Origin of the sequence: Candidatus Phytoplasma asteris (genome assembly GCF_038505995.1) — a bacterium.
GTDB classification, from domain to species: Bacteria; Bacillota_I; Bacilli_A; order Acholeplasmatales; family Acholeplasmataceae; genus Phytoplasma; species Phytoplasma asteris.
Genome location: NZ_CP128414.1, coordinates 748,467 through 772,691 on the forward strand (window position 1 = coordinate 748,467; position 24,225 = coordinate 772,691).

Annotated in this window: 20 protein-coding genes; all 20 read right to left on the bottom strand. The window is 29.3% G+C overall.

Features of this window, described 5'->3' with window-relative positions:
* Positions 1-131 precede the first annotated feature (131 nt).
* On the bottom strand, positions 132-1,592 hold the full coding sequence (locus QN326_RS04005) for an MATE family efflux transporter (protein ID WP_034172170.1): 1,461 nt from the start codon (positions 1,590-1,592) through the stop codon (positions 132-134).
* Positions 1,593-1,753: 161 nt separating this feature from the next.
* Complete coding sequence (rsmH, locus tag QN326_RS04010; RefSeq protein ID WP_342386559.1) at positions 1,754-2,668, bottom strand: 16S rRNA (cytosine(1402)-N(4))-methyltransferase RsmH; 915 nt, start codon at positions 2,666-2,668, stop codon at positions 1,754-1,756.
* Positions 2,669-2,837: 169 nt separating this feature from the next.
* On the bottom strand, positions 2,838-3,083 hold the full coding sequence (locus tag QN326_RS04015; protein WP_342386560.1) for a DNA-directed RNA polymerase subunit omega: 246 nt from the start codon (positions 3,081-3,083) through the stop codon (positions 2,838-2,840).
* Positions 3,064-3,702, bottom strand: a complete 639-nt coding sequence (gmk, locus tag QN326_RS04020; protein WP_034172168.1) for a guanylate kinase — start codon at positions 3,700-3,702, stop codon at positions 3,064-3,066. Before gmk ends, QN326_RS04015 begins: the two co-directional genes overlap by 20 nt.
* Positions 3,703-3,852: 150 nt before the next feature.
* Positions 3,853-6,318 carry a leucine--tRNA ligase gene (gene leuS, locus QN326_RS04025; protein ID WP_034172167.1) on the bottom strand — a complete coding sequence of 822 codons (2,466 nt, stop codon included), beginning with the start codon at positions 6,316-6,318 and terminating at the stop codon, positions 3,853-3,855.
* Positions 6,319-6,421: 103 nt separating this feature from the next.
* Positions 6,422-6,652: an acyl carrier protein gene (gene acpP, locus QN326_RS04030; protein ID WP_011161081.1), complete on the bottom strand. Its 231-nt coding sequence runs from the start codon at positions 6,650-6,652 to the stop codon at positions 6,422-6,424.
* 270 nt (positions 6,653-6,922) lie between these two features.
* Complete coding sequence (locus QN326_RS04035; RefSeq protein WP_034172166.1) at positions 6,923-7,981, bottom strand: M42 family metallopeptidase; 1,059 nt, start codon at positions 7,979-7,981, stop codon at positions 6,923-6,925.
* Positions 7,974-8,603 (bottom strand): hypothetical protein, encoded by a 630-nt coding sequence (locus QN326_RS04040; protein ID WP_342386561.1) that lies wholly within the window; start codon positions 8,601-8,603, stop codon positions 7,974-7,976. Before QN326_RS04040 ends, QN326_RS04035 begins: the two co-directional genes overlap by 8 nt.
* A gap of 139 nt (positions 8,604-8,742) precedes the next feature.
* On the bottom strand, positions 8,743-9,741 hold the full coding sequence (rplT, locus tag QN326_RS04190) for a 50S ribosomal protein L20 (RefSeq protein WP_425323427.1): 999 nt from the start codon (positions 9,739-9,741) through the stop codon (positions 8,743-8,745).
* A gap of 14 nt (positions 9,742-9,755) precedes the next feature.
* Entirely contained in the window at positions 9,756-9,962 is a 207-nt protein-coding gene (gene rpmI / locus QN326_RS04055; protein WP_011161085.1) for a 50S ribosomal protein L35, read from the bottom strand.
* Between the two features lie 132 nt (positions 9,963-10,094).
* Complete coding sequence (gene infC, locus QN326_RS04060) at positions 10,095-10,748, bottom strand: translation initiation factor IF-3 (protein WP_342386562.1); 654 nt, start codon at positions 10,746-10,748, stop codon at positions 10,095-10,097.
* 285 nt (positions 10,749-11,033) lie between these two features.
* The gene (gene thrS, locus QN326_RS04065; RefSeq protein ID WP_034172163.1) at positions 11,034-12,959 is read right to left on the bottom strand and encodes a threonine--tRNA ligase; all 1,926 of its coding nucleotides are present in this window, start codon (positions 12,957-12,959) and stop codon (positions 11,034-11,036) included.
* A 248-nt stretch (positions 12,960-13,207) separates the two neighbouring features.
* Positions 13,208-14,146: a DHH family phosphoesterase gene (locus tag QN326_RS04070; RefSeq protein WP_011161088.1), complete on the bottom strand. Its 939-nt coding sequence runs from the start codon at positions 14,144-14,146 to the stop codon at positions 13,208-13,210.
* 98 nt (positions 14,147-14,244) lie between these two features.
* Positions 14,245-15,627: a tRNA uridine-5-carboxymethylaminomethyl(34) synthesis GTPase MnmE gene (gene mnmE / locus QN326_RS04075; protein ID WP_011161089.1), complete on the bottom strand. Its 1,383-nt coding sequence runs from the start codon at positions 15,625-15,627 to the stop codon at positions 14,245-14,247.
* 219 nt (positions 15,628-15,846) lie between these two features.
* Positions 15,847-16,815, bottom strand: coding sequence for a DHH family phosphoesterase (locus QN326_RS04080; protein WP_011161090.1), 969 nt, complete (start codon positions 16,813-16,815; stop codon positions 15,847-15,849).
* Positions 16,816-16,849: 34 nt separating this feature from the next.
* Complete coding sequence (locus QN326_RS04085; RefSeq protein ID WP_011161091.1) at positions 16,850-18,472, bottom strand: extracellular solute-binding protein; 1,623 nt, start codon at positions 18,470-18,472, stop codon at positions 16,850-16,852.
* Entirely contained in the window at positions 18,456-19,343 is an 888-nt protein-coding gene (locus QN326_RS04090) for a carbohydrate ABC transporter permease (RefSeq protein WP_342386563.1), read from the bottom strand. The genes QN326_RS04085 and QN326_RS04090 overlap by 17 nt, the downstream gene beginning before the upstream one ends.
* 35 nt (positions 19,344-19,378) lie before the next feature.
* On the bottom strand, positions 19,379-20,320 hold the full coding sequence (locus tag QN326_RS04095) for a carbohydrate ABC transporter permease (protein ID WP_034172160.1): 942 nt from the start codon (positions 20,318-20,320) through the stop codon (positions 19,379-19,381).
* Complete coding sequence (locus tag QN326_RS04100) at positions 20,321-21,427, bottom strand: ABC transporter ATP-binding protein (RefSeq protein ID WP_034172159.1); 1,107 nt, start codon at positions 21,425-21,427, stop codon at positions 20,321-20,323.
* Positions 21,428-21,890: 463 nt separating this feature from the next.
* Positions 21,891-23,411, bottom strand: a complete 1,521-nt coding sequence (gene asnS, locus QN326_RS04105; RefSeq protein ID WP_034172028.1) for an asparagine--tRNA ligase — start codon at positions 23,409-23,411, stop codon at positions 21,891-21,893.
* Positions 23,412-24,225 lie beyond the last annotated feature (814 nt).

Here is a 24,225-nt window from a genome sequence, read left to right on the forward strand (position 1 = left end):
TTATTTACATATTGAGATTCAAAACATAATTTAAAAGAGTGTTAAATTTGGAAATATTTTATTTGAGTATAATAAAATCTCTTATTATTAAATAATTATCAATATAAAAGTTATTACAATATATAAAATATTTAATCTTGTTCAAATGTTTTATCACGTTTTAATTTAAGATAAAAAGTTGCAAAAATTAATAATGTAATGATAAAACAAATAAAATTACTAAGAAAAATACTCAAACCTACTCCCATTACACCTTGATTTAAAAAGTGTTTGGAAAAAAGAACAATAAAAAAGATACGAATTAAAGTTCTTAAAAAATTCAGATAAACCGAAGGTCCTACGCGTTTAAAAGCTAATAAAAAATTAAACATAATAATAGAACCACACGATAACCATAAGCTAGTAGTTTCAAAAAATAATAATGTACGGAAAGCATCTTGTTCCAAACTAGGAATCTTTTCCCAAGGACTATCATGAAATAATGGCAAAATTAACTTATAACCAAAAATATTAATCAAAGAACCTATTAAAGCCAAAATACACATACAAAAAATAATTTTTTTGAATGCTTCAAAGACTCTATTAAGATTGTTATGACCTAAATTTTGAGATATAATAGCATTTTGGGAATCAGAAAAAGAGTTAAGTGCATTATAAAAGACATTATTAATAGTTACTGCTAAGGCTAAATTAGCTCCAATTTGGGAACTACTAATTCCTTGAGGATCACCGTACCATTCTTTAACAATGATACTTACAATTAATTTGCCAACACTATAAATACTAATACTAGCACAAACAGGAATAGCTAATTTAGAAAGTTTTTTCAAAAATTCTTTATCAAAACTGATTTTGGATAAAATAATACGGAAGGGATTTTTGCTGTCAAAAAATAAAAACCACAAAGCAAATAAAGTAACAATTCCGTTAGAAATCAAAGTAGCCAAAGCCAAAGAAACCATGGAAGAATTCCAATAATGAAAAAGAACAAAAGAAAAAATAATTTTAGCAGAAGCGTTTAAAATATTTAAAAAAAGAGCAATTTTGTTATTACCTTTGGCACGCTCCAAACTTAAAAAAACTGTATTTATAATGATACAAACAAGCGACAATATAATAAGATTATAATATTTAATACCTTCATTGTTTTCAATTGCATTTTGACTAATTTTTAAAATATTAGTTGCAATGAAACTTTTAAAAACAAAAATGCATAAAAAGACCAAAATAAAGCCAGTTAAAATGGAAAGAACAAACGTTTTTGCCAAATAAAGGTGCATTTTATTAATATTATTTTGTCCATAAGCACGCCCTACTAAAATAACTCCTCCTGTGGCAATAGAAATACCAAAAGGAACAAGAATACCTTTAAATATATGTACGCGACTTACAAAGGTAAGTTGATTATCTGAAATTTGATTTCTTTTTAAAATAAAAAGATCAATAGCATCTGATGCATTTTGAAAAATCCAATAAATAATGATAGGAAAGGTAAAATAAAAAATTACTTTCCATAAGTTTCCTTCTAATAAAAATTTTCTATTTCTTTTTTCATTAATTAAAATTTGTGTTGTTGCTTTTGTTTTAACCACAAAAAACCTCCATCTAATGTTTTGGTTGGGGCAAACAACTTGAAAATATGTGTAAATAAAAGCTATAACACATATTATATTTTATCAAAATTAGAGGGGTTTTGGGAGGCAAAAGGTGATATTTAGAGGAGGCGCGCTAACTATTTCATTTATTTAGATAACTAACCATTTTTGACAGCTACCCTCAGTTTAGCAGAAATACTACGCGAATTATTTTGCATTTCTTCCTCACTTGGCAAAAAAGCTTTTTTAGTAATAATACTTAAAGGAGTTTGGGGCATAATTATAATAGGCAATTTTTTAGGCAAAACAAAAGTACTATGTTTTTTAAAAAAATGTTTAACAATGCGGTCTTCTAACGAATGAAAACTAATAACTACTATCCTGGCATTGGGTTTTAACAAATCAAGACTTTGTTCCAAGGCTTGTTTTAAAGATTCTAATTCTTGGTTAACTTCGATACGCAATGCTTGAAATATTTTTTTAGCACTATGTCCTTTTTGGCGATTGCAAAATCGATCAGTGATGGCAACCAAATCATAAGATGTGCACAAAGGTCTTTGTTTAATAATTTCTAAGGCAACCAAAGCAGCATTTTTAACTTCACCATAAACCTTAAAAATATTTTTTAATTGTACAAAGGAGTAATTATTTAAAATATATTGTGCAGTAATTGTTTGATTAACATTCATTCTCATATCTAAAGGAGTGTTGTGCAAATAGCTAAATCCTCTTTGGGGATTGTCAATTTGACAAGAAGATAGCCCTAAATCAAATAAAATACCATCTAATTGAAAAACATTTCGTTGTGCTAATTGGGTTTTTAAATGCGAAAAGTTGCTATGAATTATTTCAATTGGCAAATGTGGGGGCAAGATTTTTTTAGCGTTTGTGCAAGCTTCTACATCTTGGTCAAAAGAATATAAAAACCCTTGTTGCAAAAGATTTGCAATTTCTATAGTATGCCCACATTGTCCTAAAGTGGCATCTACATAAATACCTTCGGGCTTTATTTTTAAAAAATCTATGGCTTCTTGTTTGAGAACTGAAATGTGGTTAAAATGTGTTTTATTCATGGATTTTACCTCGCTTGCAAAGTTAAAAAATGTGATTAAAAATAATAAATGGTGGAAAAATAAAAGGAAGGTGAGATGAATTGCAATTATAAAAAAAATAGTTAAATTACACAATATTATTTGTAATTTAACTTATTTTATCAATTGTGAAATGGTACCTAAATATTAATTACTTAAAGACAAATTTAACTTTATCATTAATAATTTCTTCCAAAGCTTTACCAACTACTTTATTACACACAAGTTCAGGCAATTCTTTTTTTTGAGCTTCTATCACATGAGCAGTTTTGCTTGCAATATGAACTAATTTGTATTTGGAATTAATTTGATCCAACAATTTATCAATCGAAGGATAGATCAAACCTTCCTTATTGTATTTTTTTTTATTTGTTTTACTATTGTTCTGCATAACCATTATCCTCCAATATTTTTAAATAATTACGAATACTGCGTTTCGTTTTGGCATGTTCTGCTCTAATAATTGCAATAATACGGTCAGCAGCATTAGCCACTTCATCATTTACTACAATATAATCGTATTTGTGAGCTAAGTGAAACTCGTTATTGGCTTTGGCAATTCGTTTTGCAATATTTGCTTCTTGTTCAGTGCCGCGTTTTTTTAAACGATCGTAGAGAGCTTTTTTTTCAGGCGGAACCAAAAAAATAAAAACTGTGTTTGGCATACGCTTTTTTCTTAAATGAGTGGCTCCTTCAACTTCAATTTCTAAAAACACTTCTTTTCCTTGTTTTAAAAAATCTTGAATTTGCTTTTTAGGAGTTCCATAATAATGATCAATAAATTTAGCCCATTCTAAAAAACAATTATTTTCAATCCCTTTTTCAAATTCTTCTTTAGTTAGAAAATGGTAATCTTGACCGTCTTGTTCACCTGGTCGCGGTTTTCTGGTAGTAGCAGAAACAGAATACACAAAATTATGATTAGTCATTTCAAACAAAGCTTTTCTCACAGTGGCTTTGCCAACTCCTGAAGGTCCTGAAAGAACTATTAAAAGTCCTTTTTTATTTAATTTCATGTTAACTTACCTTTTTTATTAAATTTTGTGAAAGTGCTTAATAATATTAGTTGTGCTTAAATAATTTTAAAAATTGAAGATTAAAATTAAAAGTGGTTTTGATTAAAATAAACAATTGCCACCAAAAATTAATATTGATGTTAATATTGATTAATTAACAATAATATTTAATAATTTATTGGGAATATAAATCATATTTTGAATGTTTTTATGGCATACAAACTTATTAACTTTTGCATCTTGCAAAGCTAGAGTTTTAATTTGTTCTGAAGACAAATCACAAGGAAGTTCCAAAACAGCTCTTAATTTACTATTTACTTGAACAATAATTTTTACTTGCAGTTGTTCTAAATGAGTTTTATCATGCAAAGGCCAAGTTAAAGCAACTAGTTGGTTGTTATTTTTCAAAATAGTTTGATTAATTTCTTCTGTCAAGTGAGGAGCAATCGGATTTAATAGTTGCAAAAAGGTCTGTGCTTGTTTTTTGCCTATTTTTTGATGTTTATAAACTTGATTGACAAAAATCATTAATTGACTAATAACTTTATTGAATTTCAATTTTTCATAATCTTGGGTTGTTTGAAAAATGGTTTGATGATAAATAGCGTTTAGAGAAGTTTCAAAATCATTTGGCATTGCAAAAGAAAACATTTGATAAACTCTATTTAAAAAACGTTGTATTCCTTTGAAACCTTTTTCACACCAACTTTTAATATCTTCTAACGGACCCATAAACATGATATAAATTCGCAGTACATCAGCGCCGTAGCGTGCAAGCATTAAAGAAGAACTTACGCCGTTGCCTTTGGATTTAGACATTTTAGTGTGATCATTTCCCAAAATAATACCTTGATTAACTAATTTTTGAAAAGGTTCTTTGGTAGAAACTAAACCCAGATCGTATAAAAACTTATGCCAAAAACGTGCATAAAGTAAATGACCAACAGCGTGTTCTGTTCCTCCAATGTATAAGTCTACTGGCAAATAATAGTCAAGTAGTTCTTTTGCTTTGGTGGTATTTAATGGGATTAGACCCAAATAATTTTTCAAAATATAGCCAATATAGTACCAAGAACTACCTGCAAGTTGTGGCATAGTGTTAGAATCTCTGCGATATTTTTTGCCATCTTTTTCAAAATATAGCCAAAAATGGGCTTTGGAGAGAGGTGATTCGCCTGTGCCTGATGGTTTGATTTGTTCCAAAAAAGGAAGTTCTATGGGCAAGTTTGCGTCGCTATCAGTATAAATTTTATTGTTGGTGTCATCATAATAAATGGGGAAGGGTTCTGCCCAATATCGTTGGCGCGAAAAGACCCAATCACGCAATTTATAAGTATAATGAGAGTACCCTTGATTATTTTTTTCTAAAAATTGCAACATTTTAGTTTTGGCTTGTTCGTTATTAAGACCATTTAAAAAATCACTATTGATGTGGATGCCTTCTCCCGTATAAGCTTCAGTTAAGGGAGGGTTGGTTTGGTTGGCGGTAGGATTTTCCAAATCAGAAGACGGGGGAGTTATAACTTGAATCATTTTTAGACCATGTTTTTGAGCAAACTCAAAATCTCTTTGATCATGACAAGGAACAGACATTAAAGCACCTGTGCCATAATGAGGAAGGACATAATCAGCAATCCAGATAGGAATTTTGGTGTTATTGCAAGGATTAATTGCAAAACTACCCGTAAAAACACCTGTTTTGTCTTTATTGATGTCTCTTTCTAAGTCTTTTTTTTGTTTGGTTAATTCCAAATAATTGTTAACTGCTTGTTGGTATTCGGGTTTGGTGAGTTGTAAGGCTAATTCGTGTTCGGGCGCTATTACTAAAAAAGTTACACCAAAAAGAGTATCAGGGCGAGTGGTGAAAGTTTTTAAAGTTATTTTTTGATCAGAAACTGGAAAAGAGACGATTGCACCTTGATTTTTGCCAATCCAATTAGCTTGCATTTCTTTCACATTTAAAGGCCAATTAACTAAATTAAGGTCGTCTAAAAGTCTGTCTGCATATTGAGTTATTTTTAAAACCCATTGTTTCATCTTTTTTTTAACAACTGGATGATTGCCTCTTTCAGAAAACATCCCTTTTTCATTAGAAATTACTTCTTCATTAGCAAGCACTGTTCCTAAATTAGGGCAAAAATTTACTTCTGTATTTTTGAGAACTGCTAGTCCTTTTTCGTAAAGTTTTTTAAAAATCCATTGAGTCCAGGAATAAAAATAAGGATCTGAGGTGGCAAGTTCTCTATCCCAATCAACACTTTTACCAATACTTTGAATTTGTTTTTTAAAATTATTGATGTTTTCATAAGTAAAAGTGCGGGGGGGTTTGCCTGTTTGCAAAGCATATTGTTCGGCAGGCAGCCCAAATGAATCCCAACCAAAAGGATGCAAAACATTAAAACCTTGCATGCGTTTGAACCTACTCATAATATCGCTTGCAGTATAACCTTCAATATGGCCTACATGAAGCCCTTCAGAAGAAGGATAAGGAAACATATCAAGACAATAAAATTTCTTTTGTGAAAAGTTATCTTGAGTTTTGAACACCTTATTTTGTTGCCAATAAAGTTGCCATTTATGTTCTATTTGTTTAAAATCATAAATTAATTTTGTCATACTCGAAAGCCTTCTATATTTGTTTTAACTTTTATAATGTGTTATAATGTGGGAATAAATTTAAATTAATTGTGAAAATGATTGAAAAAGAAAATTAGTTAGTTTAAGGGGTGTTTTTGGTGATGTAAAAAACGATATCTTGAACGGTTTTAAAATTTTGTAAAGTTGCATCACTAATGTTGATTTGAAATGTTTTTTCTACTTCCATAACTAGTTCTAAAGCGTCTAGCGAATCAAGTCCTAAATCTTCTTTAAAACGAGTGTCTAAAGTAATTGTAGAAGCGTCTAAAGATAATTGGGTGGCAATTAAAGCTTTAATTTTTTCAAAAACCATTTTTTTATTTCTCCTTCAAAAAAGCAATAATTGCTTAATAATATTATACTAAAAAAATCTTTTTTTAATTGTTGCATTTGCCAAAATAAAAATAAAAGTAAATTATTTGCTTGTGGGTTGGTGTGTAAGTTTGCAAAATAAGGTGGTCTGAAATGGAGTTATTTTGATTGTAAGTTATAAAAAGGTGCCTATTTACAAGAAACAAACTAAAATATTTTATTCAAATAATTTAGTTTGCCAATGAGAAATTATTTAATTTTGGAAGTGTTTTTATTGAAATAAAATTTCGTTAACTTTTTTTTCGTCTAATTGATTTACTAACAAAGTTAAAAGTTTAACAGTGTTTATGATGTCTTGTTTGTGAACTACAGAAGTGTGGGAATGAATGTAGCGTACAGGAACGCCAAAAGATAAGGAAGCGGCTCCTTCGCGCACTAAATGCATAGTTGCAGCATCAGTTCTACCACCACTGCCACTTATTTCTTGCACAGGGATATTGTTTTGGGCAGCGATTTTAAGGACAAAATTACGCAATCCTTTGTGAGCGACTAAGCCCCCATCATAAACTAAAACTTGAGGACCTTTTCCTAGAGTGTGCCCTTCTTTTTCGCCCCCTGGAACATCATTTCCAATACCAGTATCAACAGCAATAGCAATTTGAGGGTGTACTTTGTGAGCACTGGTTTGAGCTCCGCGTAGTCCTACTTCTTCTTGGGTAGTAAAAACACCAAAAAATTGATTGGTAGTAGGATTGACATTTTCTAAAACTTGCATCACAATTGCAACTCCCACGCGATTATCTAAGGCTTTTGCAAGGAGATAATCAGAATTACCAAGCGTGCTGAATTCTATATAAGGAGTTACCATATCACCAACGCGAACGCCTAATTTTAAGGCTTCTTCTTTGTTGGCAACTCCAATATCTAAATACATAGAAGAAGTGTTGATAACTTGATTGCGCTCTTGAAAAGACATTACATGCGGAGGTTTGCAACCAGTAACTGCTTTAAGAACACCTTTATCGGTGTGAATTTGCCAAACTTGAGCAAGCATCACTTGAGAAAACCAACCACCAAGAGTTTGGAATTTGATAAAACCTTCTGGAGTAATTTGCTTAACTATTAAGCCTATTTCATCCAAATGTCCTGCAAACATAATGCGAGGTCCTGTTTTTCCTTTACAAGCAATCACAGAGCCTAAATTATCATATTCGATGGAGTCTACTTGGTTTTTGATTTTGTCAACTACATAATTAGCAACTGCTTTTTCTTGACCTGGAATACCATTTAACATTGTTAAATCTTTTAATAAAGAAACTAAATCACTCATTTTCATTCTCCTTTTTGGATTCGTGTAAACTAGCGGTTTGGAATTGTTTAATTCCTGTAAATGTAAGATAAATACTGTGCATTAAAGATAAAACAGCAAATGATTTTAAAATGATATCTTTTAAGTTTTCAAATAAATTGCTACCTAATCCGAAACAACCAAATCCAAACATTAAAAGATATAAAATGAAAAATGAAAAGTTTTGTTTCTTGAAATAATTAATATTTAAATTGATGAAGCTGTGAAGAACAAACATCAATGATAAACAATAGTTAAAAGTTAAAAGTTTACCAACTAAAGGGTTTTTGGTTTTTAAATCATCAATATTTAAAAAACCTAATCCTGGTAAAAAAAAGGCAGTAACAATGACAAAAACAAAGACAAAAGCTTCTAGGGCAAAGAAAAAACGAAGCTTGGATAAAGTTTTTTTGTATTTTTTAAAAACTACTAAATAAGTAAATAGCGATAAAAGGACACCTAAGAAAAATAATCCTAGTTGGAATTTCAGACTTCCAAGTTGGAAAGTTTGGTCAAAAAAACAACATCCAGCTACCAAAAGGAAAAAAGTTGCCAATAATAAAGAGTAAAATCCTTGTAAACGTTTTTGTTTCATTTGATTCATTATATTATATAACTCCTATTTTATTTTTTCTAATTATTGTAAAATGAAAAAATTAAAAAATAATTATTCATGAAAAAACATACAAATCAAGTTTAAAATTAAAAAATGAAAAATCATGAAAATACGTATTTTGAAATTTTTAAATTATTTTTTTAGCAAGAGCTTTTTTTAAAGCTGTAAGAATTTCGGCTTTTTTAAGTTTATGAAAATTAGGAACTTTGTGTTCTTTAGCTAATTTTTTTAACTCATGAAGCAACATTTTAGATAAATCTAAAGAAGGTTTTTTTGCTTTAACTTGGGTAGTTTGTGGTTTTGTTTCCAAAGTATCATCGCATTTTTCCTCAGAAAGTTCAGTAGATAAAACTTTTTCAGGTTGTAGAGAAGTTTTTTCTTCGGGTTGTGGTTGTGTTTCTTGTTGCAAAACTTCAACAGCTTTTACAGATTCAACTGTTTTTTCTTGTAAAGAAGGTTTAGCTTCTAAATTTTGAGTTTGTTCAGTTTGTTCTTTGGTTGGTTCTGTTTTTTCTTGTTGTAATTCTTGTGTTTGTTCTTGCTCTTTTGTTTGAGTGGGTTCTTTTTGTTCTAATTTAGGAGCATTTTCTTTTAATTCTTTTTTTTCTAATTTTGGCGAATTTGCTTCTTCTAATTTTTCTTGAGTGGTTTGTGTTTTTGGGGTTTTTTCAAGTTGAGATGGTTTTTCTTCTTTTTGTGCAAGTTGGTTTAATTGTTCTTCTTGTAATTTATTTACTTGTGCTTCTTTTTGTTTTAATGTTTGTTGAAATTGCACTAAGGCTTCTTTTGCTAATTGAACATATTGTGCGAAAGTTTCTGGGTGTAAGTGTGCTAAATCTGCTAATACTTTACGATTAACATCTACTTTTGCCAAAGCAAGTCCGTGCATTAAACGAGAATACTGCATGCCGCATAACATAGCACCAGCGTTAATACGGGAGATCCATAATTTACGAAAATCTCTTTTTCTTTGTTTGCGGTCTCTATAAGCGTATTGCAAAGAGCGCATTACTTGCTCGTGAGCTGTTTTGTAAAGAGTGCTTTTGGAACCAAAATATCCTTTTGCCATTTTTAAAACTTTTTTGCGACGACGGTGTCTTGCAGGAGTAAAACTAATTTTTGCCATATTCTTTTTCCTTTCTATAATCCTCTAATAAGAGTTTTGATTCTGTTGTAATCACAAAGTTTAACACAAGTAACTCCTCTTAGTTGGCGGTTTTGTTTAGTAGTTTTGGAAGCTGCAAGGTGATTTTTGTAGGCGTGGCCTCTTAATAATTTTTTCTTTTTAGAAATTTTAATTCGTTTTTTAAGCCCGCTGTGGGATTTTTTCTTAATCACTTTAATCATCCTTTCTTATTTTATTTATTTTTAATTTTTAATTGGGTGCAAAAAAATATTTTTGGTTTGTAAATTGGTTGAGTCGCGTTTTGTTTTGGGTAATTTTTCATCCATTCCAATACCATTCATAACCTTTAAGGGTTATTTTAAAGGGGACAGAACTGCTGTTAGTTGATTGCCTTGTAATTTTAAAGGAGTCTCAATTTGAGATAGGTTTTTCAAATCTTGCATAACTTGTTTAAAAACTGTTTCTCCTAATTGAAAATTATTAATCATACGACCACGAAAACGCATACTAACTTTTACTTTATCGCCTTGTTTTAAAAATTTTTGAGCTTGTTTAATTTTAGTATTTAGATCATTTTTATCAATGGTAGGATTGAGGCGAATTTCTTTTAAAACAATAATTTGGGTTTTCTTTTTGGCTTCACGAAGTTTTTTTTGTTGGTTATAACGATGTTTTTGATAATTCATTAGTCGCGCTACCATCGGTGAGGCATCTGCGTTTACCACTACAATATCAATTTCTTTTTGTTCTGATAATTTTAAAGCTTCTTTTTGGTCAAAAACACCTAATTGTTCGCCTTTTTCATCAATAATGAGGTATTTTCCTTGTGGGATATTTTCATTATATAAATCAGAATTGGAACTTTTTTTAAATTTGTTGATTTTAATATTTAAAACCTCCTTTAGGTTTAGGGTTATTTTGTAAAAATGAAATGAAATGAAATGACATAACATGAAAATGAAACAAGGCAAAAAGAGAAAATAAAATAAAAAAAGAGAAACGCCCAATGAACATTTCTCTTCTCTAAAATAACTAACACTAAATGTTTTTTGCATTTTTTTTACAAAAAAATTAAATGTTTATGTGCCATTTGCCTAAAAACTAATTGTTAATCAGGCGAGAGAAAACTCTTCTTTTCACGTTAATATCATAAGATTATTACAAAATCTTTGATAATTTTTATAATTGTATTTTGAATATTATAAAATAAAACAATAACAATACCGTAATAATTATATAATAAAAAGTGCGGTTTGTCAATAGTTTTTGGGGGGATTTTGGCAATTAAGATGTTATTTTTTTTGCAAAACTTGGTCTTTTAATAAAGAAACAAACTCATCAACTTTAATTGTGGTTTGTTGGTGAGAGCCATATTTTCTAAAAGTAATTAAATTGTTAGTCATTTCGTTGTCGCCAATTACAACTTGATAAGGAATTTTTAATTTTTGTGCTTCTCTAATTTTATAACCCAAAGTAGTATCTTTGGAATTAATTTCTACTCTGAAATTTTGTAATTGTAACATTTCTTTAATTTTTTGGCTAAATTCCAAATGTAGAGGAGCAGACACAGGAATTAAAAGCACTTGTACAGGAGCAAACCATAAAGGAAAAACACCCTTTGTTTCTTCTACTAAATGCGCTAAAAATCTTTCCATAGTAGAAACAACTGCGCGGTGAATGACAACAGGACGATGGTGTTTGTTGTCTTCTCCAATAAAAGTAAGATCAAATTTTTGAGGGAGCAAAAAATCAAGTTGTACTGTTGATAATGTTTCTTCGTTGCCTAGGGCAGTAAACACTTGCACATCTAATTTAGGACCATAAAAGGCAGCTTCTCCGATGGCTTCTTTAAAGGGTAGGCTCAATTCTTGAATAGTTTCTTTGAGGGTTTTTTCAGCGTGATGCCACATTTGATCGTCATTAAAATATTTTTCTGTGTCATTAGGGTCACGATAACTTAGGCGCAACTCATAATTTTTAATATTAAAATCACGATAAACTTCTAAAATTAAATTAATAATTTTTTTCATTTCTTCTTTGATTTGGTCAGGACAGGCAAAAATATGAGCGTCATTAAGAGTCATTTCTCTTACTCTTTGTAAACCAGAAACAGCTCCTGATTTTTCAAACCGATGCATCATTCCTAATTCAGCAATACGCAAAGGCAATTCCTTATAACTATGAGGAGTTTTTTTATAAATCATCATGTGATGGGGGCAATTCATTGGTCTTAAAACTAGTTTTTCACCATTTTCCAAAGTCATGATGGGAAACATATTAGAAGCATAATGGTCCAAATGTCCAGAAATACGGTAAAGTTCAGTATTTGCCATAATGGGCGTATAGACATGATGATAATCATAACTTAATTCTTTGTCAACAATATATCTTTCAACGATGCGCCTTACAGTAGCTCCTTTAGGAAGCCAAAAGGGAAGTCCCAAACCAACTTCTTTATTAAACATGAATAAATCTAGTTCTTTGTTAAGTTTTTTGTGGTCGCGCTCTTTTCTTTCTTCCAAAAGTTGCAAGTGGTCCGCAAGCGCTTTTTTTTTGAAAAAAGAAGTACCATAGATGCGAGTCAAAGTTTTGTTTTTGGCATCTCCTTGAAAATAAGCTCCTGATATTTTTAAAAGTTTAAAATGTTTAATAAGGCTTGTTTTGGTTACATGACCGCCGCGGCAAAGATCAAAAAATTCTCCTTGACGATAAATACTGATAGTCTGGTCGCGAAATTTTTCCAGCAAAACTTGTTTATAAGGGTTGCAAGCAAATAATTTTTGGGCTTGTTCGAAAGAAACTTCTTCTCTTGTAATGGGGTGGTTTTCCAAAGAAATTTGATGCATTACTTTTTCAATGGCAAGAAAACCTTTTTCCGAAATGGTGTGATTTTGAAAATCAATATCATAATAAAATCCTTCTTTAATGGCAGGTCCTACTGTAAAAAGGGCACCTGGATAAAGTCTTGCAACGGCTTGCGCCATAAGGTGAGAGGTGCTGTGATTAAGAACTTCCAAAGATTTAGGATCAGATTCGGTTAAAATTTCTAAATTGCCGTTTTCTTTCAAAGGAAAATCAAGTTCGATTGGTTGGTCGTTGAAAAGGGCTGCAACTGGTTTTTTGAAATGTGTAGATAAGTGTTTTTTCCAAATTGACAAAGGAGTTATACCTGAAATAAATTCTTGTATTTGGTTGTCAAAAAAGCTGATTTTAATCATAAAAACCCTTTCTTTTGTAGTTTTTATTTTTTTGATCTTTTAAAAAATTGGGGAAAAACAAAGATAATGGAGGATAAAAAATAATAAAGGGCAAAAAATTTTATATAAATAATAATGTGTGATATAATGTTTGTTTTATACTAAAAAATTAAATAACATATATCATAACTATAACACAAATCACAAGAAAAAGGGAGTCTTTTTTTAGTAATTAGTTGATTGGTATTTATTATTTGGAATCTAAATTTTTAAGTGGTTTTGAAAAAGGGTGCAATTTCTTTTTTTATTGTAGCAACAAAAGGCAAAATTTCTTTTTCGGATGGCAAAAACATACTGCAAGCTCTTAGGTGACCTTTACAACCATATTTTTGAACAATATGATATATTTGCGGTCCGTTAGAACAAATACGCACTTGAATTTTAGAATCAGGACGTTCAAAAAAAAGAGCATAAAAGGGAAAATTTTTAATATTAGATAAAATATTAATCGACAAAAAAACCTCTTCTAAAGTAATGTTGAATTGTTCAATGATTTGTTGATTCACATAAACATAGGCAAATCCGTCACAAGCAATAATATTTTGACATATATATCCTTGATATTTTAAAAAATTAAGTGTTACTTTATTGATATTTTGTTCCACCAAAGCAACATCAATACCATAATTAAGTAATTCTGAGGCAATTCTTAAAGTTTGGGCACTTACTCTATGATACCTAAAATTACCAGTATCTGTAATTAAACCAACATAAATAGCCAAAGCACCTTTAAAAGTTAGGTTTAAATTGAGTTTTTCTTTTAACAAGTAAATCATCTCGGAGCATGAACCAAAAGAATCATCAACCCATTGATAATTACCATAATTTTCGATTAAAATATGATGATCAATTCGAATAACGACTTTTCCCAATTTAAATCTTTGGTCACTGATGGCTTGAGTAGTACCGCAGTCAACTACAATTACTAAAGCATTTTGGTAAGTTTCATCTGGTATTTCATCCATTTGACCCAAAAAAGTTAAATGGTTTTTGGTTTGCCCCACCACATAAACATTTTTATGAGGAAAGGTATTTTGAATCATATTTTTTAAACCTAGTTGAGAACCATAACAATCACCATCAGGATTTTTATGTCCGTGAATAATGATAGTATCAAAGGTTTTAATTTGGGTTTCAATAAATTTCATATTTGTTCCTTTCTTTGTATTTGTTAAAATATTAGTTTAGTTAAAATGATGTTGGTTGGGGGGTTTTTCTTGATATTTTCTTATTTTTTGGGTTTCTTTTATTTTCCTAAACAAAATTTAGAAAACAATTCTTTAATTAAACTATTTTCTTGATTATCACCTATAATTTGTCCTAACGCTTGATAAGCTTTAGTAAGATCAATAGAATAAATATCGATTGGCATTGATTGCAAAAGGGCTTGTTGCAAATCTTGGAAAGATCGAAGAGCAATTTGGATTTGATTAATGTGTCTTGCATTAGAAAAATAATTAAAATCTTTGGGCTGGATATCATTTAATTGGAATTTTTTTAAAATTGTTTGTTGTAACTCTAAAAACCCTGTTTTATCCAAACTCGAAACTGAAATAATTTCTTGTGGGGCTAATTGGGAAGAGTTGTTGGAAAGAGAAGAAATTAATTTATCACTTTTCAAATCCGCTTTGTTTCCTATAATAATGCGCGGATGGTTTTTGGTTAATTGCAAAAGTTGGATATCTTCTTCTTGCAAATGATTGTTTTGATCTAAAACTAATAAAATTAATTCTGCTTGTAAAAGCATTTTTTCTGTTCTTAAAATTCCTATTTTTTCAATGGGATCATCAGTTTTACGAATGCCTGCAGTATCAATTAAATGAAGGGTGATACCTTGACAATTAAAATAAGCTTCAACAAAATCTCTGGTAGTGCCTGAAATATCAGAAACAATAGCTTTGGTTTCGTTTAAAAAAGCATTAAGAAGGCTTGATTTACCAACATTGGGACGTCCAACAATTAAAGTTTTTATTCCTTCTTTAAGATATCTATTTTTATGGGAGTGGTTCAAAATATTTTCTAATTGCTTGATTAAACTTTTAACTTCCAAAGCAATTTTTTGTTGGGTGATTTGAGGAATGTCATCATATTCAGGATAATCAATATTAACTTCAATTTGAGCAATTAAATTAAGGATTTGGTCGCGCAAAGAAGTCACTAATTGAGAAGTGTATTTTTGCAAACCAGAATGAGCAATTTTAATGGCATTTTCATTAGTCGCATGAATTAGGTCCATAATGGATTCAGCTTGAATGAGGTCCATTTTTCCATTAAGATAGGCTCTTTGGCTAAATTCGCCTGGAAAAGCCAACCTAATATCTAATGACAAAACTCTTTCTAAAACCATTTGCGTAATTAAAATACCGCCATGAGCATTAATTTCTACAACATTTTCGCCAGTAAAAGAATTAGGAGTTTTAAAAACAGAAATCAAAACTTCATCCAAAATAGTTTGGTTTTTGTTGAGGATAAAACCGTGAGTAATGGTGTGTGTTTTGGTTTTGGTAAGGTCTTTGCCTTTAAAAATTTTATTTATTTCTGCAATAGAATTGTTGCCAGAAACCCTAATTACACTAACTCCTCCTGTTCCTAAAGGAGTTGAAATAGCAGCAATAGTATCAAAAAACATTTATTGGGGGCTCCTTTCTTTATGATTTTTGTAATCTTTTCATTTATTGAATGTTGTTTTAAATTGATATTTATCATTTATAATATGAAAATAATTTACAACCGAAAGGAAAGGGAAAAAGAATTATCAAAATAAAAGTTTTATTTGGTTAATTTTATTATTGGTTATTGGAGATTTTTTTATATGTGTATTTATTGAATTTATTAATTTTATTGTTAATTAATTTTTAATTAGTTTTGGATTTTTGTCTTGGGATTTGGTTTCAAAAGCTTTAATTGAGTCTTTTATTTGAGCTATGAAAAAAGTCATTTCTTGATTGTTATTTAAAGTAGCGCCACAAGCTCTAAGGTGACCTCCGCCTTTAAATTGTCTAGCAATGGAGTTAATTTCAGGACCACGAGAACGAATGCGAGCTCTAATTGTTAAATCTGGTTGTTCTAAGAAAAAAGCCCAAACTGGATGATTTTCTAAATGACCCAAAATATTAACCAAACTTGCAGCAACGTCAATATGTAAGTTAAATTTTTTCAATGTTTCTTGAGAAATAAAAACGTAAGCAAATCCTTGGGAAGTAACTACATTTTGATAAATATAGGCTTTATATTGAAACAAGGTAAGAGTTTCTTTGTTAAGATGAAAAAAAATTTGTGATACATCAAGGTCAAAAGCAAGCAAGGAAGCAGCAGCTTTAAGAGTGTTTTGGTCAACTCTATCAAAACAAAAATTACCAGTATCAGTTACCATACCTACATACATAGCCAAAGCACCTTTATGAGTTAATTTCATATTGCATTTTTCTTTAAATTCAAAAATCATTTGAGAACAAGAAGAATAATTAGCATCTACCCATTGATAATTGCAGTAATTATCCATTAATAAATGATGATCAATTCTAATTGTATCTTTAGCTAATTTAAATCTTTGGTCACTAATTTTGTTTTCTTGACCGCAATCAACAACAATAGCAAGAGCGCTTTGGTACAAAGAATCACAAACTTCATCCATCACACCTACAAAAGATAAAGAATGATTTTGTTGTCCTACTGCATAGACTTTTTTTTGGGGAAAAGTTGCTGTAATTGCATCTTTTAAACCTAGTTGAGCGCCATAACAATCACCATCTGGATTGATGTGTCCGTGAATAATAATTGTTTCAAAAGCTTTAATTTTATTGTAAATAATTTTCATAATGTTCCTTTAATTTGTTAATTTTAATAAGTTTTTAGGAGTTTGCTTTTTGTTGGGCTTCATTAAATAATGTATCGATGTTTTTGTCTAAGTCTTTATCTAAAAAACAATCTATTACTAATTTTTCTACAACTATACGCGACATCTGGGATTTTCTAAAAGTGGGAGAAAAGAAATAAATGGGGTTACCTGTTTGAGATGATTCTTCATCTTCTTTTCTTTCACTTTTCATAAAGTCAAAAATATCTTTATTTATTTCTGGATTTTTAGAATTTTTGGAAGGATTTTCAGAATTTGTTTGTTCTGGTTGGGCGCTTTTATCATAACAAGGACGAGTAGGAAATTGACTAAGTTTTTGGAGTAATTTTTCGTTTGTTTCTTTAGAAGTTAAATGTTTTAAAAACAACCAAGAAGCAAGCACTTCATCTTTATCTTTTTTATAAAATAAATTAATATTAGAACCTTGTTGTAAAACTTTTCTTTTGCCTGACTCAGGACCTTGTTTTCCTTTTTTCCAATAAGGAACCGAAGTTATCCCTACTTTAAATGGAGCTTTGGAAACATATTCAAATCCATTAGAAGAAGAAATATCCATTAAAATTTTTTGATCCATAAATAAATGAGTAGTATAACTTTCACCAGATAATTTACGAGTAATTAAATATTTTTTATCATAAAATTTTTTAAAATCTTTAATCATTTTTTTAGCATCTGGATTATTAAAACGTACTCCTACTTCACGACTTGATGGATCTTTTTTAGTTGGTGAAGTTGTATATTCAATTCCTCTTTGTTCGGAAGATATAATAAATAAATTAGATTCAGAATCATAAGAAATAGGGATTTTTTCAGAGTCAACTTGTTTAATTACTTTGCATAACTTTTTCATTTGTTCCCATGTAATACCATCTTTAAGTTTGCCTTCAAAATTAGAGTTATCATAATTGTCAAAACAAGATTCAAAATCGGAATCGATTTCGATTTTTTGTTTTTGAATTTTGCCTTTTAATTGTTTAAAATAATCTTGATTATAATACATCAATTCAATAGATTTAGAAAATGGCAAGGAATACCATTTCCCTGGTTCTTTTTCATCACCCAAAGGCAATTGAGCCTCATTTTCAAAACTAGAATAAAAATATGTTTTTTCTGTTTGGGGATCTGTTGTACAAGGGTCTAATTTGATTTTTTCATTGGTGTGATCTTTAAATCCATCAAGGGGAACTAATTTACCTGATTCATAATAATTTACTAAATGATCAGCATAAGAAACAATTAAATGAGGTTCGTTGTTGGCTGGAAGAGCTACATTAATGTTTTTTACAATCCCACTCCAACTAGGTTTATATTCTGTTTTTACTTTGATTTTGGGATATTTTTCTCTAAATTCTTCAATAATTTCTTCTAAAGCAGTTTTTGGTTTTCCTTTTTCTTTTTCAGGATCTAAACGATGCCAAAAAACAATTTCGATGGGTTTTTCTAGAAATTTTTCCCATGCTTCGCTATCTTTATATTTGTTAAGCATTTCATTTAATTCTTGTTCATGGTTATTTCTTAAAGCATTAGAATCAATTTTAGGAAATAATACAATAAATGCTAAAATAACAAATAAGCAAGTAAAAAAATGAATGATTTTTAATTTATCCTTTGATACCACTGTTTAATTTTCCTTCTAAAACATATCTTTTACAAAAAATGAACAACAAAACTAAAGGTAATGTCATCAAAACAGTAGCTGCCATTTGTTGATTGACTAAATTTTGGTTTTTTTCAGAGTCAAAAATATTTCTAATCACATTAGTAAGCAATTTTCCGCCTACAAGTTCAGGCCACAAATAAGCATTCCAAGCAGCAACTGCTCTAAAAATAATGATATTAATGATGTTATCTCTTAAAAGCGGAGTTAAAATTTTGTATAAAAACTTCCAATCACTACTACCATCAACTTTGGCAGATAAATAGAGTTCTTTGGGAATTTTTTTGATATTTTGTATTAATAAAAAAATATGAAATACATTGATTAGAAAGGGAAGAATCATTGCTAAATAAATGCCACTAAAAACGCGCGTACCTTGACCAGAATCAACAAAACCTAGGCGTGCAACTGTTTGATAGTTAGTTAAAAACATACTTTCAGTAGTTATCATAGTGGTGATTAGAAAGACTCCTAATATAATTTTTTTAGTTCTAAATTCTAAAATACTAAGAGCAAAAGCAGTTATAACAGAGACAAAAATACCTAAAACAGTAGAGATAAAAACAACAGCAAGGGTTTTAAAAAAAGTCAAAAACAAGCTATAACGGGTAAATAGAAAAGAGAAGTTGTTCCACGTCAAATCTTTAGGAAAAAAACTAGGACAAGCAGGATTGTCTTGTAGAGCTAAATTTAGCATCCAATAAAAAGGGATAGCCAAAAAAAGAGCAAAAACAGACAAAAAAAAGTATTTGGTAAAAGTGGCACAAACTTTGGGTAAATGTTTTTTAAGTTTGGCAAAAATGATTTTTGTTTTATTATTTGAATTTGACATAATTATCAAGGTTCGATCCTTATTTATTATTTATTTTATTCATTTAATTTCTTTTCAAAAAAGAAAAAATTAATGGCAGTAAAAAGAATAGAAATTAAAAGCAAAATAACAGTGGCTGCAGCGCCTCTGGAATAAGAATCCATTAAAGTTCCTTCTAATTGTTGATAAATATAGCCTACCACAGTATTTACCTTAGTAATATCGGAATTACCAAAAACTCCAATAACAGATTCATATTCTTTAAAAACTTGAATTATTGCAATAATAAATTGATAAAAAATAGTAGGAGCAAGTAGAGGAAGAGTAATTTTTCTAAAAATAGTTATTTTAGAAGCGCCGTCAATTCTGGCAGCATCGTAATAATCTTTACTAATGTTTTTTAATCCCACACTAAAAATTAAAATTTGGAAGGGAAGGGATTTCCACACTACATAAAAAATTAAAACAAACATTTTATACGAATAAGGAGCTGAAATGTTAATCCAATCTTGTTGGAGCCCAAAAAAAGAATTAAAAAAACCTTCGGGGCGCGTTTGGATGCCAAAACTATTGTGATAAAAAAGGACTGCAAAAACCATTCCCATAATAACAGGATTTGTTAAATAAGGGAGGAAAAAAATGGTTTGAAAGATATTTTTTAAAAAACGATTATAAACACTGTTAAGTGCTAAGGCAATCATTAAAGACAAAAAAATAGAAATAGGAACAGCAACAAACACCAGTAAAAAAGTGTTAAAAAGAGCAGTTCTAAAATCAGGATCACAAAAAGTAGTAGTGTAATTGGAAAAATTAAACGAATAAGAAAATGTGTCTGCAAATTTATTATATCTACTATCCAAAGAAATAAAAAGTGTTTTTACCAAAGGATAAAAATTAAATAAAACCATAAGAATTAAGGCAGGCGCCAAATAATACCAATGATTATGTTTGGAATATTTAGTGGAATTGTGATGGAAAAGTTTTTTTAGCAATGACATTTAAAAAATCCTATTTTCGGTTTTTTTATCAAAAAGAAAACACTTATTTTCTTTAATTTGGAATCTAATTTTTTTCTTGGCAACAAATCCTTGGGGAAAAATAATATCTTTACTTTTTTCATCAAAGACAAGGTGGAAAGTGTTTTTAACAGCTTGCGGATGTCTTGCTAACATCATTAGGTTTCTTCCCATATTTTCTAAAAAGAGAGGTTCGATTTCAAAATTACCGTTTGTGTCAAACCAATAACCTTCGGGACGAATGGCTACATAGATTTCTTGATTTAGGTTTTTTAAAGTTTTGTTAGAAGAAAAATCAAAAAGAAGTGAATCTCCAATAGTTACTTTTCCAAAAGTAATTTTTCCTTCAAAAATAGAGATAAGCGGATTGCCTAAAAATTTGGCAACAAACAAGTTGTTAGGATTGGCATAAACTTCTTGAGGAGCGCCTTTTTGTTGGATTTGTCCTTTATTCATTAAGCAAATTTCATCACTAATAGACATTGCTTCTTCTTGGTCGTGTGTAACAAAAATAGCAGTGATTCCAGTTTTTCGTTGGATTCTTCTAATTTCTTCTCTAGTTTTGAGGCGTAACCCTGCATCTAAGTTGGATAAGGGCTCATCTAAAAGCAAAACTTGAGGTTCTTTTACTAAGGCTCTTGCAATTGCTACGCGTTGTTGTTGTCCGCCTGAAAGTTGCTGAGGTTTTTTGTCTAAATGATCGGCAATTCCCACTAACTTGGCAATTTCTTCTACTTTTTGCACAATAATGTCGCGCGCAAATTTTAGATTTTCCAGTGGAAAGGAAATATTTTGTCTAACTGTCATATGAGGATATAGAGCATAATTTTGGAAAACTAAACCAATACCTCTTTTTTCAATAGGCAGGTTAGTGACATCTTTGTCGCCAAAAAATATTTTTCCAGCCGAAATAGGATGAAGCCCTGCAATCATGTAAAGAGTAGTCGATTTGCCACAACCCGAAGGACCTAAAAGACTTACCAATTTTCCTTTAGGAATGTTGATGTCAATTTTTTTTACAGCATAAGTTTCTTTTTTAGTTTGTTTATCGATGAAAATTTTAGAAACTTGTTCTAATTTTATACCCATTTTTTTGTATTCCTTATTTTTAGCTTTTTGGCTTTTAATTTTGTGTTTGTGTTTGTGATTTTGGTTTGGTTTGATTTGGTTTTGGTTTTATTATTTTGATTTTATTATTTTTAACTTTTTTTATTGTTTTTGGTTTTTTGATTTTTGGTTTTTATCTTTTAGATGAATTTAATCATTTTTTAATTATTGGTGATTTTTTTATTTTTGGACTTTTGGTTGCTTTTTTGAATTTTATAAAATTTTATAAATGTTTAAAAAAATATTGACAATTAATAGTTAAAAAATATTAAATATGATTTTGTAATTTTTTTGTTTTTAAAAATAAGTAAAAACGAAATTCCCAACAAAAAATAAAAAAATGTTTTAGAAAAACATTTTAGAGTTAAAAAATATTTAAGAAAAGGTTAAAAAGTTTTAAAGTTCTTGTAAATTGATAAATAAAAAACGATACTATTAATTAAACTTAAAAAACTAAATTATGATAAGTTCTTGGAAAAGCAATTACATCACGAATATTATCTAATCCTGTTAAAAAAATTAGTAGTCTTTCAAATCCTAAGCCAAAACCTGAATGAATGCATCCCCCAAAACGGCGTAAATCTAAATACCATTCCAAATCTTTTTGAGGAATTTTCATTTGGTTCATTTTTTCAATTAAAACTGATAAATTTTCTTCTCTTTGCGATCCGCCAATTAATTCTCCAACACGAGGAACTAAAAGATCCATCGCAGCTACTGTTTTTTGATCGGGATTATTTTTCATATAAAAAGCTTTAATTTCTTTGGGCCAATCAACAATAAAAACTGGTTTTTTAAAATGTGTTTCGGTTAAATATTTTTCGTGTTCGGTTGCTAAATCAGCGCCATAAAAAAGGGGGTTTTCAAATTTGGTGTTGCTTTTTTGCAAAATTTCTAAAGCTTGTTCGTATTTTACTGTCAAAAATTCTTTTTCCTCAGCGATGTTTTTTAATTCTTCAATTAAACCGTTTTTTTCTGTCTTATCCAAAAATTCTATATCTTGATAATTTTGTTCTAAACATTTAGCAATAACAAATTGTAACATTTCTTGGGCGACTTTTAAATTTTGAGATAAATTGCAAAAAGCCATTTCAGGTTCTAACATCCAAAATTCAGCAGCATGTCTTGGAGTATTTGATTTTTCAGCTCTAAAAGTAGGACCAAAAGTATAGACTTTATTCAAACCCAAAGCCATCGCTTCTGCTTCTAGTTGACCTGTTACTGTTAAAAAAACTTTTTTGCCAAAAAAATCTTTTTGATAATCAATTTCATTTTTGCTGGTAGTCTCATCGGCAAGTTTGAAAGCGTTTGGAATGTTTTTTGTTTGTGGCAAAGCTTCTAAATTAAGGGTTGTAAGTTGAAATAATTCACCCGCGCCTTCGCCATCATTAGCAGTGATAATGGGGGTGTTGATGTGAAAAAAACCTTTTTTTTGAAAAAAACTGTGCAGGGCAAAAAAAGCGGTATTTCTAATGCGAAAAACTGCTCCAAAAAGTTTGGTGCGCACTCTTAGATGAGATATTTGTCTCAAAAAAGCCTTAGAATGTTTTTTGGGTTGAAGCGGATAAGAAAAATCACTTGCGCCTAAAAGAGAAACATTTTGGGCACTAATTTCAAAAGGCGTTTGGGGATTGTTGGTTGATTTTAGAATGCCTTCCACTTGCAAAGAAGCCCCAATTTGCAACATTTCTTTTAATTTTTCTAAATTAATGTTATTTGGAGATTCGTTGTTGGTGTTGACTTTTTGGTTTTCATGAAATTCGGTAATTTCGGCGGCGATTTCGATGTTTTTGGTTTTGGTTTCTTTACAAATAATTTGTAAATTTTCCAGAAAAGTACCATCATTTAAATCGATAAAAATTAATTTTTTTTGATAACGACAATTTCTAACCCAACCATTTAATACTATTTTTTTTTGATAAAATAACTCTGGTTTTTGGAAAATATCTTTGATAGAAATTTTCATTGTAATTTACTAATCCTTTGTTTTTATGTAATGTTGTAATATTTTGTTGTAAATAAAAAAGTGAAATGAAACGAATATGAATTAAAAAAATGTAAATGGAAATAGAAAAAAAAGGGGGGGATTAAAATAAGAATAAAAATAAATTTAAATAAAAAGAATCGGAGGAAAAAATAATAGCGAAGCAAAAAAGAAAAAAAGAGAGGCAAAAAGTATTAGAATTAGTAATATGAAAAATAATTTTTTTGTTTATTTTTTTAATTAAAATAGCGATATATAATAAAAACTTGAAAATTTTAAAAGTTTTAGGAAATTAATAGATCTTAATTAAAAAAGTAAAAAAAGATTATAAAAATTGTCCAAAAATAATAAAAATGTTTTAAAAAAGACACTCAAAATAAAAATAAACCAAAAAGAATTGAAAGAATTAAAAACAATTACAAATTTATTTTATCATTTTTAAGTTATATTTTGATATTTTTTTGAAAAAAAAGCAATAAATTAGAATAAAAAAACAATAACAAAGTAAAAATAAAATAAAAATAAAAGTTAGGAAAAAATAGGTTTAAATGTTCTTAAGTTTTAAAAAATGTTCCTAAGTTTTAAAAAAAATTAATTTTTAGTTGTAAAAAACTAACTTATAAAAAGATTAAAATAAAAGTTAATTTTTCCTAAAATTGTTCCTTCTTTTTTAAAAAAGAAGGTTTTTCAAAGTTAGGAAAAAGTTATTTTTTTGTTCCTAAAAACTGTGGCTTTTTATGTTATTATTTTATTGAATAATTTTATTTTTTCTAGAAAAAACGTGAAAGCAAAAAAG